The organism is Streptomyces sp. NPDC048612 (genome assembly GCF_043199295.1).
Classification (GTDB): domain Bacteria; phylum Actinomycetota; class Actinomycetes; order Streptomycetales; family Streptomycetaceae; genus Streptomyces.
Map to the genome: position 1 here is coordinate 16,339 of NZ_JBICVV010000043.1, position 14,880 is coordinate 31,218.

The window sequence follows — 14,880 nt, forward strand, 5'->3', positions numbered from 1 at the left end:
GCGGAGCGGGTGGGGTGTGCCGGACGTAAAGCGAAGCAGTCCGGCACACCCCACCCGCGCAGGCCCGTCACCGCACCCGACAGCCCCGCGCAGCGGACCCAGCCCGCCGCAGGCGCAATGGCGGGAAGCGCAAGCATCACCCGCACCCACGCCCCGCGCAGCGGACCCGAAACGAGGACAAGCCCCCACGGCGGGAAAGCCGAAAACGTGGGAGGCGGCCTAGGCGGCAGCCGCCACCGCTCGCGTCAGCCGATGCGGCAGCGCCCCGTACCACACGGAGGCAAGCGCGAAGCCGAGGGAGAGGCAGAGGACGCCGCCCACCGCGTCGAGCCAGAAGTGGTTGGCGGTGGAGATGATGACCAGCAGGGTGACGGTGGGGTAGAGGACGCCGAGGGCCTTGGCCCAGAGGGGCCTGGCCAGCAGGGCGATGGTGAGGCCGCACCACAGGGACCAGCCGATGTGCATCGACGGCATCGCGGCGTACTGGTTGGACATCGAGGCGAGGCTGCCGGACGCCATCGAGCCCCAGGTGCCGTGATGGACGAGGGTGTCGACGAAACCGCCGTCCGGCATCAGCCGGGGCGGCGCCAACGGGTAGAGGTAGTAGCCGATCAGGGCGATGGCGGTGGTGGCGAACAGGGCCAGCCGGGCGGCGGCATAGCGGCCGGGGTGCCAGCGGTAGAGCCAGACCAGCACCCCGATCGTCACGATGAAGTGCAGTGTCGCGTAGTAGTAGTTCATCGTTACGACCAGCCAGGTCACGGAGTTCACCGCGTGGTTGACGGTCTGTTCGACGGCGATGCCCAGGGAGTGCTCCGCCCGCCAGATCCAGTCGGCGTTCCTCAGCGCCTGGATCTTCTGCTCGGGTACGGCGTTGCGGATCACCGAGTAGGTCCAGTAGCTGACCGCGATCAGCAGGATCTCGAACCAGAGCCGGGGCGAGCGAGGGGACCGCAGACGGGCCAGCCGGCCTTCGCTCACCGGGCGGTCCGCGTGTTCCCCCTTGGGTGGCGGGGTGGTCGGCGGGCCGTCCAGAATCCTCGTATTCGCATCACCCATAGGCAGACAGTCTGCCAGAAACGGACGTATCGTCGATCATCCTTCGGGCGGGTATTCGAGGCCGTATATCGGACTTGAGGGGGAGTGCGGGACCCCGTACCCCGGGGTGATACGGAGGCTCAGTGCGCCCGCGCGGGCTTCGGAATCCGCGGTGCCGTCCTCGGGGCCGACGCGGTCGAGCCGCGGACCACCAGCTCGGGGTGGAAGACGAACTCGCTGTGGGGGGCGGGGGTTCCGCCGATCTCCTCCAGGAGGGCCCGGACCGCCGCCTGCCCCATGGCCGTCACCGGCTGCCGGATCGTGGTCAGCGGCGGGTCGGTGAAGGCGATGAGCGGGGAGTCGTCGAAGCCGACCACGGAGAGGTCACCGGGGACGTCGAGGCCGCGCTGCCGGGCGGCGCGGATCGCGCCGAGGGCCATCATGTCGCTGGCGCAGACGATGGCCGTGGCGCCCCGTTCGATCAGCGCGCCCGCCGCGGCCTGGCCGCCCTCCAGGGAGTAGAGGGAGTGCTGGATGAAGGGTTCCGTCTCGGCGGGACCGGTCTGCAGCCGCTCCTGCATGGCGCGCACGAAGCCCTCGATCTTGCGCTGTACGGGAACGAAGCGCTTGGGGCCGAGGGCCAGCCCGATCCGCCGGTGGCCGAGCGCGCTGAGGTGGGTGACCGCCAGGTCCACCGCGGCCCGGTCGTCGGGGGAGACGAACGGCGCCTGCACCTTGTCGGAGAAGCCGTTGATGAGCACGAACGGGACGCCCTGGCCGCGCAGCTGCTCGTAGCGCTGCATGTCGGCGGAGGTGTCGGCGTGCAGCCCGGAGACGAAGATGATGCCGGCCACGCCGCGGTCCACCAGCATCTCGGTCAGCTCGTCCTCCGTGGAGCCGCCGGGCGTCTGGGTCGCCAGGACGGGCGTGTAGCCCTGGCGGGTCAGCGCCTGCCCGATGACCTGGGCGAACGCCGGGAAGATCGGGTTCTCCAGCTCCGGGGTGATCAGTCCGACCAGCCCGGCGCTGCGCTGGCGCAGCCGCACCGGGCGCTCGTAGCCCAGCACGTCGAGTGCGGCCAGCACGGACTGGCGGGTGGTGGCGGAGACACCGGGCTTCCCATTGAGCACCCGGCTGACGGTGGCCTCGCTGACACCCGCCTGCGCTGCGATATCGGCCAGGCGGGCGGTCATGGGTGGGACTGTACCGGTCGGCTCTCAGATTGCCCACCAGGTGCAGCTGTCACCGGGCAGCACGGCATTCGCCCCGTTACCGGTCACCGGGGCGCTGGCCAGTAGCAGCGCTCCGGGCGGCGGCAGTTCCACCTCGTGCCCCAGCGTGTTGACGGCGCACAGCACGCCGGGCCGGGTGAAGGCCAGCACACCGTCGGGCGCGGGGGCCCAGCTCATCTCCCCGTCGCCCAGCCCCGGCAGCCGGTGCCGGAGGGCGAGGGCGGTGCGGTAGAGCTCCAGGGTGGAGGCGGGGTCGCCGGTCTGGGCCTCGACGGTGAGCGCGGCCCAGTCGGCGGGCTGCGGGAGCCAGCTGCCGCCGTCGCCGAAGCCGTACGGCGGCAGCTCGCCGGACCAGGGGAGCGGCACCCGGCAGCCGTCCCGGAAGCCGTCCTGGCCGCTGGTGGCGGCCGCGCCCGCGGTCCGGTCGCCGCGGAAGAACGCCGGGTCCTGGCGGACCTCGTCGGGCAGGTCCGTCACCTCGGGCAGGCCCAGCTCCTCGCCCTGGTAGAGGTAGGCGGAGCCGGGCAGCGCCAGCATCAGCAGGGTGGCGGCGCGGGCGCGGTCCAGGCCGCCGCCGAGCCGGGTGGTGTGCCGTACCACGTCGTGGTTGGACAGCACCCAGGTCGTCGGGGCGCCGACCGAGGTGGTGGCGGCGAGCGAGGCGTCGATGACCGAGCGGAGCGCGTCGGCCTCCCACGGGGCGTTCAGGAACTGGAAGTTGAAGGCCTGGTGGAGTTCGTCGGGGCGGACGTAGAGGGCGAGGCGCTCGGCGGTGGGGGCCCAGGCCTCGGCGACGCCGACCACCTGCCGGTCGTGGGCCTCGCCGTAGCCGTCCAGCAGCCGGCGCCAGGCGCGGTGGATGGTGTGCACCCCGTCCTGGTCGAAGAACGGCAGCACCTGGTTGCCGATGAGCGTGGCCTGCCGGCCGTGCCCGATGTCCGGCAGGCCGGGCGCCTTGACCATGCCGTGCGCGACATCGACCCGGAAGCCGTCCACCCCGAGGTCGAGCCAGAACCGCAGGATGGCCTCGAACTCGGCGTGCACCTCCGGGTCGTCCCAGTTGAGGTCGGGCTGCTCGGGGGCGAAGAGGTGCAGATACCAGTCGCCGCGCTCGGTGCGGGTCCAGGCCGGGCCGCCGAAGACCGACTCCCAGTCGTTGGGCGGGAGTTCGCCGTGCTCCCCCTTGCCGGGGCGGAAGAGGTAGCGCTGCCGGGAGAGTTCGGGGTCCAGGAACCACGGGTGCCGGTCGGAGGTGTGGTTGGGGACGATGTCGACGATCACCCGCAGGCCCAGCTCATGGGCGCTGCGGATCAGGTCGTCGGCGTCCTGAAGGCTGCCGAAGAGCGGGTCGACGGCGCGGTAGTCGGCGACGTCGTAGCCGCCGTCGGCCTGCGGTGAGGCGTAGAACGGGGTGAGCCAGACGGCGTCCACCCCCAGGTCCCTGAGGTACGGCAGCCGGGCGCGGGCGCCGCGCAGATCGCCGATGCCGTCGCCGTCGCTGTCGGCGAACGAGCGCACGTACACCTGGTAGATGACGGCGTCGCGCCACCACCCCGGACCTCGGCCCGTTCCGGGCGCCTGGGGGGCGGGGCTGGGGGAAGTGAGCTCCTGGGTCATCTGCCGTCCCTGTCGAGGTCAAGAGGCGTCGGTGCCTTCACGCACTCAACGCGCGGGCGGGCGCGGGGTGACGGTGCCGGAGGCGTCCCGAGGGTCCCGTTCCAGCCATCTCGTTGCAATTCGTTCCCGTGGCCTTGCAGAAATTTGCCGCAAGGTCTTTCGGTTTGTTTTCGGCGCTGTTACGTTCCTGACCGCCATCTGAGGCATTTCCCTAAGGAGTTCACATGCGGCGTGGCATACGGGGCGCAACGGCCACCGCGCTGGTAGCGGGCCTGGCACTGGCAGCGACAGCGTGCGGCGGAGGCGACAGCGGCGACGGCGGGAACAGCGGGGGTGAACTGTCCGGAACCGTGACCTTCTGGGACACCTCCAACGACGCCGAGAAGGCGACGTACCGCAAACTTGCCGAAGGCTTCCAGAAGCAGCACCCCAAGGTCCACGTCAAGTATGTGAACGTGCCGTTCGGCGACGCCAACGCCAAGTTCAAGAACGCGGCCGGCGGCAACTCCGGCGCCCCGGACGTGATGCGCACCGAGGTCGCCTGGGTCGCCGACTTCGCCAACCTCGGCTACCTCGCGCCGCTCGACGGCACCCCCGCCCTCGACACGACCGACGACTACCTCCCGCAGGCCGTCGGCTCCACCAAGTTCAAGGGCAAGACCTACGCCGCACCCCAGGTCATCGACACCCTCGGCCTCTTCTACAACAAGAAGCTGCTCAAGGACGCCGGCGTCGAGGTGCCCAAGACCTTCGACGACCTGGCCGAGGCCGCCAAGAAGATCAAGTCCAAGACCGGCGCCACCGCCCTCTATCTGCGCGGTGACGACCCCTACTGGTTCCTGCCCTACCTCTACGGCGAGGGCGGCGACATGGTCGACGCCCGCGACAAGGTCGTGGAGATCGACGACGGCGCCGGCGTCAAGGCGTTCAAGACCATCAAGGGCCTGGTCGACTCCAAGGCCGCCGTCACCGACGCCACCGACGGCCAGGAGAACCAGCTCAAGGCCCTCAAGGACGGCACCGTCGCGATGGCCGTCGACGGCCCCTGGGACATCGAGGGCGCCCGCGCCGGCAAGGCCTTCAAGGACAGGAAGAACCTCGGCGTCGCCCCCGTCCCCGGCGGCAGCACCGCCCAGGGCTCCCCGCAGGGCGGCTGGAACCTCTCCGTCTACGCCGGCAGCAAGAACCTCCAGGCCTCCTACGCCTTCGTGAAGTACATGAGCTCGGCCAAGGTCCAGCAGCAGACCAACGAGAAGCTCAGCCTGCTGCCCACCCGCAAGTCCGTGTACGAGGTGCCGGCCGTCAAGAACAACGAGATGGTGCGGTTCTTCAAGCCCGCCGTCGACGGCGCCGTCCAGCGCCCCTGGATCGCCGAGGGCAACTCGCTCTTCGAGCCCGTCAAGGTCCAGATGAACAAGGTGCTCACCGGCGCCGCCACACCCGAGCAGGCCGCCAGGGCGACCGGCGACGCCTACCGGAAGCTGCTCAAGGACTACAAGTGACCCTCGCCGTACGGGTACGCCGGGCCTTCGGCACCCACTGGTACGCATGGACGATGGTCGCCCCGGTGGTACTCGTCATCGGGGTGATCATCGGCTACCCGCTGGTGCGCGGCGTCTTCCTCTCCCTCACCGACGCCAACGAGGCCAACGTCGAGCGGAACATCGGCGTCAACCACCTCCCCGCCACCTACGAGTTCACCGGCCTCGACAACTACAAGGCGGTGCTCTCCGACGGTGTCTTCTGGGACCGCCTCGGCTGGACCGTCCTGTGGACCGTCGCCTGCGTCTCCCTCACCTTCCTCGTCGGCCTCACGCTCGCCAACATGCTCAACCGCACCCTGCGCGGCCGCACGTTCTACCGCCTGGCGCTGATCCTGCCCTGGGCCGTCCCCGCCTTCATCTCCGTCTTCACCTGGCGGATGCTCTACAACGAGAAGAACGGCATCCTCAACAAGCTGCTGGCCGGCGGCGGCATCGACGCGGTCCCGTGGCTCAACGACCCGGCCTGGGCCAAGCTCTCGGTCATCGCCGTCAACGTCTGGCTCGGCGTCCCCTTCATGCTCGTCGCCCTGCTCGGCGGGCTGCAGTCCATACCGGGCGAGCTGTACGAGGCCGCCGAGATGGACGGCGCCAGTGCCTGGCAGCGCTTCCGCCACATCACCGTGCCGGGCCTGCGGGCCGTCAGCAGCACCGTCATCCTGCTCTCCACCATCTGGACCTTCAACATGTTCCCGGTGATCTTCCTGCTGACCCGGGGCGGCCCCGGCGACGCCACCGAGATCCTGGTGACCTACGCCTACCGGCTCTCCTTCATCGACAGCCCCCGCGACTTCTCCGGGTCCGCGGCCTGGGGCGTCCTGATCCTGGTCCTGCTCTCGGCCGTCGCGGTGGTCTACCGCCGGGCGCTGCGCAAGCAGGGAGAGGTGTGGTGACCATGACCCGCACACCCCCGGCCCGTACGGCCCGCCCGGTCCGCAGGCGCAAGGAGCGGTCCCGGCTCGCCTCCACCGCACTGCACGCCGGTCTCGCCGTCGCGGCCGTCGTGGCGGTCTTCCCGCCCCTGTGGCTGCTGGTGACGTCCTTCAAGCCCAGGAACGATGCCTTCTCCACCGGCCTCGTCACCCACTTCACCCTCGCCAACTACACCCACGTACTGGCCGACACCGAGTTCCTCACCTGGTTCAAGAACTCCGTGATCATCGTCGGGCTGACCACCGCCCTCGGCGTCTTCCTCGCCGCCACCACCGGCTACGCCGTCAGCCGCTTCCGCTTCCCCGGAATGCGCCCGCTGATGTGGCTGCTGCTGATCACCCAGATGTTCCCGGTCGCGGTCCTGATCGTGCCGCTCTACAACCTCCTGGCGGGCCTCGGCCTGCTCAACCAGCCGGCCGGCCTGGTCGTCACCTACCTGACCATCGCCGTCCCGTTCTGCGCCTGGATGATGAAGGGCTTCTTCGACACCATCCCGGTGGAGATCGACGAGGCCGGCCGGGTCGACGGCCTCAACCCCTTCGGCACCTTCTGGCGTCTCGTCCTGCCACTGGCCCGCCCCGGCCTCGCCGTCACCGGCTTCTACACCTTCGTCACCGCCTGGGCCGAGGTCGCCTACGCCTCCGCCTTCATGACCGGCGAGGAGAACCTGACCCTCGCCGGCGGCCTGCAGACCTTCGTCAACCAGTACACCAACGACTGGGGTTCGATGACCGCCGCCGCCGTGATCATCGCCGTCCCGGCCGCCCTCGTCTTCGCCTTCGCCCAACGCCACCTCGTCGCCGGACTGACCGCCGGCACCACCAAGGGATGACATGACTTCACAGCACACCGTCACTCCTGCCGCCGACTGGTGGCGCGACGCGGTGATCTACCAGGTCTATCCGCGCAGCTTCGCCGACGGGAACGGCGACGGTATGGGGGACCTGGCCGGTGTCCGTGCCCGGCTGCCGTATCTGCGGGATCTGGGCGTCGACGCCGTCTGGCTCAGCCCCTTCTACGCCTCGCCCCAGGCCGACGCCGGCTATGACGTCGCCGACTACCGGGTCATCGACCCGATGTTCGGCACCCTGGCCGACGCCGAGGCGGTCATCCGTGACGCTCACCGGCTGGAGCTGCGGGTCATCGTCGACCTCGTCCCCAACCACTGCTCCGACCAGCACGCGTGGTTCCGCCGGGCGCTGGCCGAGGGGCCCGGCTCGACGCTCCGCGAGCGCTTCCACTTCCGCAAGGGCCGCGGGGAGAACGGCGAGGAGCCGCCCAACGACTGGGAGTCCCTCTTCGGCGGCCCCGCCTGGACCCGGGTCCCCGACGGCGAGTGGTACCTCCACCTCTTCGCCCCCGAACAGCCCGACTTCAACTGGGACCACCCCGCCGTACGCGACGAGTTCCGCTCCATCCTGCGCTTCTGGCTCGACCTGGGCGTGGACGGCTTCCGGGTGGACGTGGCCCACGGCCTGGTCAAGGCCCCCGGCCTGCCCGACATGGGCCGGGGCGAGCAGCTGAAACTGCTCGGGAACCAGGTCCTGCCGTTCTTCGACCAGGACGGCGTGCACGCCATCTACCGCTCCTGGCGCACCGTCCTCGACGAGTACTCCGCCGGCCACCGGCCCGGCTCCCTCCCCGGCGAGCGGATCGCGGTCGCCGAGGCCTGGACCCCCAGCGCCGACCGCACCGCCCTGTACCTGCGCCCCGACGAACTCCACCAGGCCTTCAACTTCCACTACCTGGACACGGGGTGGGACGCGGCCGCGCTCCGCGAGGCCGTCGCCTCCTCCCTCGCCGCCATGCGGCCGGTGGCCGCCCCGACGACCTGGGTGCTGTCCAACCACGACGTGGTGCGCCACCGCACCCGCCTGGGCGGCGGCCTGGACCGCGCCCGCGCCGCCACCCTGCTGATGCTGGCGCTGCCCGGCTCCGCCTACCTCTACCAGGGCGAGGAGCTGGGCCTGCCCGAGGTGACGGACCTGCCCGACGAGGTCCGCCAGGACCCCTCCTTCTTCCGGGACACCGGCCAGGAGGGCCTGCGCGACGGCTGCCGGGTACCGCTCCCGTGGAGCGGCGACGAATCCCCGTACGGCTTCGGCGACGGCGGCAGCTGGCTCCCGCAGCCGGACGACTGGGCGCCGCTCACCGTCGAGGCCCAGACCGGCGACCCGGCCTCCACCCTGGAGTTCTACCGCACCGCCCTCGCCCTCCGGCGCAGCCATCCCGGCCTCGGTGCGGGCGACGCGGTCGAGTGGCTGGACGCCCCCGACGGCGTCCTGGCCTTCCGCCGCCCCGGCGGCCTGGTCTGCACGGTCAACACGACCGGCGCCCCGGCCACCCTGCCCGCCCCCGGCCGCCTCCTGCTCGCCTCCCGCCAACTGGACGTACCCGAGGGCGACGTGGTCCTGCCGGCCGACACCGCCGTCTGGTGGGAGGAGTGACCCTGCCCGATCCCCCTGCCACCCCGCGGCTCTCCGACATCGCCGCCCAGGCGGAGGTCAGCGAGGCGACCGTCAGCCGGGTGCTGAACGGCAGGGCGGGCGTGGCGGCGGGCACCCGGCGGCGGGTGCTCGCCGCGCTCGACGTGCTCGGCTACGAGCGTCCGGTGCGGCTGCGGCGCCGCAGCGCCGGGCTGGTCGGCCTGGTCATCCCCGAGCTGACCAACCCGATCTTCCCGGCCTTCGCCCAGATCATCGAGCAGTCGCTGGCGGGCCACGGCTACACCCCCGTGCTCTGCACCCAGATGCCGGGCGGGGCCACCGAGGACGAACTCGTCGAGCAGCTGGAGGAGCGCGGCGTCACCGGCATCGTCTTCCTCTCCGGGCTGCACGCCGACACCCGCGCCGACCCGTCCCGCTACGCCCGGCTGGCCTCGCGCGGCGTCCCGTTCGTCCTCATCAACGGCTACCACCCGGGTATCGACGCGCCGTTCGTCTCACCCGACGACGCCGCGGCGGCCCGGATGGCCGTGCGCCATCTGGCCGAGCTGGGTCACGAGCGGATCGGGCTGGCCGTCGGCCCGGCCCGCTATGTGCCCTCCCGCCGCAAGGCCGAGGGCTTCGTGGCGGCCCTGGAGGAGTCGTTCGGCCTGTCGAGGGGGCAGGCCGAACGGCGCCTCCAGCACACCCTGTTCAGCGTCGAGGGCGGCCACGCGGCGGCCGCCGCACTCCTCGACGACGGCTGCACCGGCGTCGTCTGCGGCAGTGACCTGATGGCCCTCGGCGTCATCCGCGCGGCCCGCCAGCGAGGCCTGGACGTCCCGGCCGACGTCTCCGTCGTCGGCTTCGACGACTCCCAGCTGATCGCCTTCACCGACCCACCACTGACCACGGTCCGCCAGCCGGTACAGGCGATGGCGACGGCGGCGGTGGGGGCGTTGATCGAGGAGATCCACGAACGGGCGGTGGGCCGCCGGGAACCACCCCGCCGCACCGAGTTCGTCTTCCAGCCGGAGCTGGTGGTGCGGGGGTCGACGGGGCCGGTACGGGGCTGACCGCCGGGGCCGGCCGCGCCTGTCAGGGGCGGTCGGCCACGGACGCCCGCGAGGCGGTCACCACCACCTGCTCCGCGCACCCGACCGCGCGCAAGGCGTCGCCCACGACCTCGACCAGCCACACCGCGACATCCGGCGACCACTCCCGCACACGGCAGGCGAACCGCAGCACGCCCCGCTCGCGGCCCTTGCGGTAACCGTGCTCGCCGTCCAGGTCCGCCATGCCGGACAGGTCGAGCCGCCCGGTGGCGACCTCGACGTCCGCGAGGTCACCGAGCCGCGCCGCGACGGCGTCGCGCACCGCCGACTCCTTGCCCCACCCCGCGGTGCCGGTGGCGGCGGTGAGGCTCACCGCCACCGACGCGGACGGATCGGCGAGCGCGAACCACGTCCGCATCTCCGCCAGGTCGTCGGAGGCATCACCGACGAGTTCGTGCAGTGGGAGGACGGCGTGCAGCCCGGTGAACCGGACGCGCCCGAGCCGGTTCAGCGCGTCCGACAGGATGCGCGCCACATGAAGGACTGGCAGCCGCGGCTCCCGGACGTCGCGGGGGATGTCCGCCGACATCCAGGCCAGCTCCCGTACCTGCCCGTCCTGCGTCCAGTCCCCGCCGGCCAGGCAGTCGGCCCAGCGCCCCGGGTCCTGGACGACGCGGGCCTCGCCCCACCCCCGGTACCGGTAGGTCCAGCCGCCGGTGGAGTACCAGCCGTACGCCTCCGACCTGCGCATGGCGAGGTCGTAGAGTTCGCTGCCGGTGTCCTCGCAGGTGAGGTGCGACGCCCACGGATACCGGTCGAGCACTCCGTGCACGGCGACAAGCGTCTCGTAGTACACGCCAAGGCCTTTCCGTGTCCGACCGGTGTCCGGGCGCGGCCGAATGCTAGATACCGCAGTACAGCGTCTGTGTCTTGGTCACGAGCTTCTCGGGGCTGTCCGGATAGCCGACGATGTCCACGTCCACCACCGTACGGAAGTGGTTCTTCACGATCAGGTTGGTGCACTTCCAGTTCGCGACCGCCCGCTTGTTGCTTCCGCCGCCCGGCAGAACGGTCTTGACTCCCTTGTCGAGAGTCTTCCACTTGGAGCCGGACTTGACCTGCAGCCAGATGGTGACCTTGGCGTGTGTCGCCGGGCCGTCGATCTTCTTCCACCAGCCGTGCGCGTTGACCGTGTTCCGCACGGTGTGGGAGAAGTGCGCGTAGTCCCCCTTGGTCAGGAAGCCGTGCGCGCTCTGGGCGCTGACTGCCCGGTAGCTGCTCGCCGGCTCGCGGTGCTCGTCGGCATGGGCCGGCATGCTCGAAGCGGCGGCCAGCAGGACGGCCAGCGCGGCCGATGCTCCGCCGATACGGAACTTCATGATGATTCCCCCTCATCGGGCGCGTACCTGGCGCGCCCTGACGAAGCCAACCATGTGCGCCCGCTCCGCACCATCGATTTTTCTCGGAAGGAGGTTGCGGGGCGGCGAGTTGGTCATCGGGGGGGAGTTCCTCGCCGGTTCCCGTGCGGGGCGGTCCGGACTCAGGGTGGCGCCGGTCCGGCCGGCCGGGCGCGTAGGGCCCGTTTCGTGGTGGGCCTCCGGTCGGCCGGACCGGCTTCCGAGGGAACGTAACACCCTTGCAATGTCTTGCGTAAGGTCTTGCAGTGAGGGATCGGCGCGGATAGAACCATGACCCATGTCCTCCACCACCCGCCGGTTCCGCCGGCGTCCGGTCGCCGCTCTCGTTCTGGTCCTCGGGGCGGTGGCCCTGCTGGTCTCGTCGCCGCAGCAACCTGCGCAGGCGGCGCCGTCCCCTCCGGGCAAGGCGCTGGCCCAGTGGATCGACCGGGACACGTCGTCTGGAAGGGCGCGGAACACGGCGCCGCCCAGCTGGAGTTCGGTTCCCGTGGCGCGCACATACGGCTGACGCCGGGCAGTCTCAGTCCGGCCGAACGGGCCGCCGCTCCGCACCTGACGGGGTATCCGGCCTTCACCGTCGACCCCCGCGACCGCCACCTGGCCCGTACCGCGCTGCGCGGCCGGCTCCTCGCCGTCCAGCGCACGGCGGACGGGCGGCGCGCCACCACCGGTGTCCAGACACCCGGCGTCCTGGACGACCTCTACGGCGGCCGTGCCCGGCACGCCGCGCTGGGACCGGTCTTCCACCACGGGCGGCCCACCCTCTCCGTCTGGGCGCCCACCGCCCGCACCGTCGCCCTCGAACTCGACGGCCGTACCGTCCCGATGCGGCGCGACGACCGCACCGGCGTCTGGAGCGCCCGGGGCACGCGGGACTGGGCCGGAAAGCCCTACCGCTACCTGGTGACGGTCTTCGCGCCCACCGTCGGCAAGACCGTCACCAGCAAGGTCACCGACCCCTACTCCACCGCCCTGACCGCGGACTCGGCCCGCAGTCTCGTCACCGACCTCGACGATCCGGAACTCGCCCCGGACGGCTGGTCACGGCTGGCGAAGCCCGCCGCCGTGCCGCTGCACCGGGCCCGTATCCAGGAGCTGCACGTCCGGGACTTCTCCGTCGAGGACCGTACGTCCCGCCACCCGGGGCAGTACCTCGCCTTCACCGACCGGCGCTCCGACGGGATGCGGCACCTGCGCTCCCTCGCCCGGTCCGGCACCTCCTACGTCCATCTGCTGCCCGCCTTCGACTTCGCCACCGCACCCGAGCGGCGCGCCGACCAGGACCGTCCCGGCTGCGATCCCGCCTCGTACGGACCCGACTCCGACCGTCAGCAGGACTGCGTCGGGAAGACCGCCGCCCGCGACGCCTACAACTGGGGCTACGACCCGCTGCACTACACCGTCCCCGAGGGCTCCTACGCGTCCGACCCGGAGGGCACGGCCCGCACCGTCGAGTTCCGCCGCATGGTCCAGGGCCTCAACCGCGCCGGGCTGCGCACCGTCATGGACGTCGTCTACAACCACACCGCCGCCGACGGCCAGAACCGGCACTCCGTACTGGACCGCATCGTCCCCGGCTACTACCAGCGGCTCCTGGACGACGGCGGTGTCGCCACCTCCACCTGCTGCTCCGGCACCGCGCCCGAACACACCATGATGGGCAGGCTCGTCGTCGACTCGGTCGTCACCTGGGCCAGGGAGTACAAGGTCGACGGCTTCCGCTTCGACCTCATGGGCCACCACCCCAAGGCCAACATCCTCGCCGTCAGGAAGGCCCTCGACGCGCTGACCCCGGAGCGGGACGGCGTCGACGGCAGGAAGATCGTCCTCTACGGCGAGGGCTGGAACTTCGGCGAGGCCGCCGACGACGCCCGCTTCGTCCAGGCCACCCAGCGGAACATGGCCGGCACCGGCATCGCCACCTTCAACGACCGGGCCCGGGACGCGGTGCGCGGCGGCGGCCCCTTCGACGCCGACCCCCGCGTCCAGGGCTTCGCCTCGGGCCTCTTCACCGACCCCAACTCCGCGCCGGGGAACGGCACTCCGGCCGAGCAGCGCGCCCGCCTCCTCCACTACCAGGACCTCATCAAGGTCGGCCTCACCGGCAACCTCGCCGACTACACCTTCACCGACACCACCGGCCACCGCGTCAAGGGCTCCCAGGTCGACTACAACGGCGCCCCCGCCGGGTACGCCGCCGCCCCCGGTGACGCGCTCGCCTACGCCGACGCCCACGACAACGAAACCCTCTACGACGCCCTCGCCTACAAACTCCCGCCGCACACCCGCCCCGCCGACCGCGCCCGTATGCAGGTCCTGGCCCTCGCCACCGCGGCCCTCTCACAAGGCCCCGCGCTCTCCCAGGCGGGCTCCGACCTGCTGCGCTCCAAGTCCCTGGACCGCAACTCCTTCGACAGCGGCGACTGGTTCAACGCCCTGCACTGGAACTGCGCCGACGGCAACGGCTTCGGCCGCGGCCTGCCCCCGGCCGCCGACAACAAGGACAAGTGGCCCTACGCCCGCCCCCTGCTGGCCGACCCCGCGCTCCGGCCCGGCTGCGCCACCATCACCGGCGCCTCCGCCGCCTACCGCGACCTGCTCCGCATCCACGCCACGGAACCGGCCTTCGGCCTCTCCAGCACCGCCGCGGTCCAGTCGCGGCTCTCCTTCCCCCTCTCCGGCACGCACGAGACCCCCGGCGTGATCACCATGCGCCTCGACAACCTCGTCATCGTCCTCAACGCCACCCCCGACCGGCAGCCCCAGACCGTCCCCGCCCTCGCCGGCGAACGGTATGCCCTGCACCCCGTGCAGGCCCACGGCGCCGACCGCACCACTGCTTCCGCGTCCTACGCCGCCGCGTCGGGCACCTTCACGGTCCCGGCCCGTACGGTGGCGGTCTTCCGCCGGGGCTAGGTGTCAGCGGGCCTCCTACGAGACGTCCCCCAGCCGCTTCTCAAGGAGGGTGACGGCGTACAGGCTGCCGTCGGCACCCTCCTTGACGGGCTGTTCCCCGACGACCGTGTAACCGGCGCCCTCGTAGTACGTGCGCAGCCGCGGGTTCGAGGAGACACAGTCCAGCCGGGACCAGGCCCGCCCGGCCCCGGCTATCCGCCCCTCCGCATGCGCCAGCAGCGCCCGCCCGGTCCCGGCCGCGGCGTGCTCCCGGTCCACCATCAGCCGGTGCACATAGCCCGCCTCCGGCGGCTGCGGCCCCCACGCGGCCTCGTCCCGCCACCACAGCTCGAAGGCGCCCACGGCCCGCCCGCCGGCCTCTGCCAGCCACACCTCGCCCTCCCTCTGCCGCAGCCGGAAGTGCTCCTCGTCCTTCTCGCCCGGCTTCCACTGGTCGATCCCCGACGCCAGCATCCAGCGGGCGGCGCGGTCGTACAGCGCCACGAGCACGGCGGGGTCGTCTCGGTCCTCGGCACGTCTGAAGGTGATCTCGTTCATGGGCCTGATTCTCCCTTTGGCGTTCCCGCCGTGGTGGTTGCTCGCCGTTTGTTGCCCGCTGCGCGGTGCCCTCGCCGTTGCGCCTGCGGCGGGCGGGTCCGCTGCGCGGGGCTGTCGGGGTGCGGTGACGGGCCTCCGCGGGTGGGGTGTGCCGGACTGCTTCGCTTTAC

At 71.6% G+C, this 14,880-nt stretch carries 11 protein-coding genes and 1 pseudogene; 6 read left to right on the forward strand and 6 right to left on the reverse strand.

Annotated elements, in window-relative coordinates:
- Positions 1 to 219: 219 nt before the first annotated feature.
- The 3 genes from ACGFN2_RS35140 to ACGFN2_RS35150 form a co-directional block, all read right to left on the reverse strand.
- Positions 220 to 1,059 (reverse strand): phosphatase PAP2 family protein, encoded by an 840-nt coding sequence (locus ACGFN2_RS35140; RefSeq protein WP_393366976.1) that lies wholly within the window; start codon positions 1,057 to 1,059, stop codon positions 220 to 222.
- 119 nt (positions 1,060 to 1,178) lie between these two features.
- Positions 1,179 to 2,231 carry a LacI family DNA-binding transcriptional regulator gene (locus ACGFN2_RS35145; protein WP_362615243.1) on the reverse strand — a complete coding sequence of 351 codons (1,053 nt, stop codon included), beginning with the start codon at positions 2,229 to 2,231 and terminating at the stop codon, positions 1,179 to 1,181.
- Between the two features lie 24 nt (positions 2,232 to 2,255).
- Positions 2,256 to 3,887, reverse strand: a complete 1,632-nt coding sequence (locus ACGFN2_RS35150) for a glycoside hydrolase family 13 protein (protein WP_393366979.1) — start codon at positions 3,885 to 3,887, stop codon at positions 2,256 to 2,258.
- Positions 3,888 to 4,111: 224 nt separating this feature from the next.
- Here ACGFN2_RS35150 and ACGFN2_RS35155 point away from each other — a divergent pair, with 224 nt between their 5' ends.
- Genes ACGFN2_RS35155 through ACGFN2_RS35175 form a run of 5 tightly spaced genes read left to right on the forward strand, consistent with a single transcriptional unit; the run spans position 4,112 to position 9,860 of the window.
- On the forward strand, positions 4,112 to 5,389 hold the full coding sequence (locus ACGFN2_RS35155; RefSeq protein ID WP_393366981.1) for an extracellular solute-binding protein: 1,278 nt from the start codon (positions 4,112 to 4,114) through the stop codon (positions 5,387 to 5,389).
- Entirely contained in the window at positions 5,386 to 6,321 is a 936-nt protein-coding gene (locus tag ACGFN2_RS35160) for a carbohydrate ABC transporter permease (RefSeq protein ID WP_393366983.1), read from the forward strand. Before ACGFN2_RS35155 ends, ACGFN2_RS35160 begins: the two co-directional genes overlap by 4 nt.
- 2 nt (positions 6,322 to 6,323) lie before the next feature.
- On the forward strand, positions 6,324 to 7,193 hold the full coding sequence (locus tag ACGFN2_RS35165) for a sugar ABC transporter permease (RefSeq protein WP_393366985.1): 870 nt from the start codon (positions 6,324 to 6,326) through the stop codon (positions 7,191 to 7,193).
- 1 nt (position 7,194) lies between these two features.
- Positions 7,195 to 8,808, forward strand: a complete 1,614-nt coding sequence (locus tag ACGFN2_RS35170; protein ID WP_393366987.1) for a glycoside hydrolase family 13 protein — start codon at positions 7,195 to 7,197, stop codon at positions 8,806 to 8,808.
- Positions 8,805 to 9,860 carry a LacI family DNA-binding transcriptional regulator gene (locus tag ACGFN2_RS35175; RefSeq protein WP_393366989.1) on the forward strand — a complete coding sequence of 352 codons (1,056 nt, stop codon included), beginning with the start codon at positions 8,805 to 8,807 and terminating at the stop codon, positions 9,858 to 9,860. Before ACGFN2_RS35170 ends, ACGFN2_RS35175 begins: the two co-directional genes overlap by 4 nt.
- Before the next feature lie 22 nt (positions 9,861 to 9,882).
- Here the strand turns inward: ACGFN2_RS35175 and ACGFN2_RS35180 are convergent, their stop codons facing one another.
- Together ACGFN2_RS35180 and ACGFN2_RS35185 are read right to left on the reverse strand one after the other, a co-directional pair.
- Positions 9,883 to 10,695: a hypothetical protein gene (locus tag ACGFN2_RS35180; protein WP_362615074.1), complete on the reverse strand. Its 813-nt coding sequence runs from the start codon at positions 10,693 to 10,695 to the stop codon at positions 9,883 to 9,885.
- Positions 10,696 to 10,741: 46 nt separating this feature from the next.
- Positions 10,742 to 11,218, reverse strand: coding sequence for a hypothetical protein (locus ACGFN2_RS35185; protein WP_362615072.1), 477 nt, complete (start codon positions 11,216 to 11,218; stop codon positions 10,742 to 10,744).
- Between the two features lie 540 nt (positions 11,219 to 11,758).
- Here ACGFN2_RS35185 and pulA point away from each other — a divergent pair.
- Positions 11,759 to 14,173, forward strand: a pseudogene (pulA, locus tag ACGFN2_RS35190) (pullulanase-type alpha-1,6-glucosidase); the annotation flags it as partial.
- 15 nt (positions 14,174 to 14,188) lie between these two features.
- On the opposite strand, the gene ACGFN2_RS35195 reads toward pulA, so the two are convergent.
- Positions 14,189 to 14,710 (reverse strand): GNAT family N-acetyltransferase, encoded by a 522-nt coding sequence (locus ACGFN2_RS35195; protein WP_393366992.1) that lies wholly within the window; start codon positions 14,708 to 14,710, stop codon positions 14,189 to 14,191.
- Between the last annotated feature and the right edge of the window lie 170 nt (positions 14,711 to 14,880).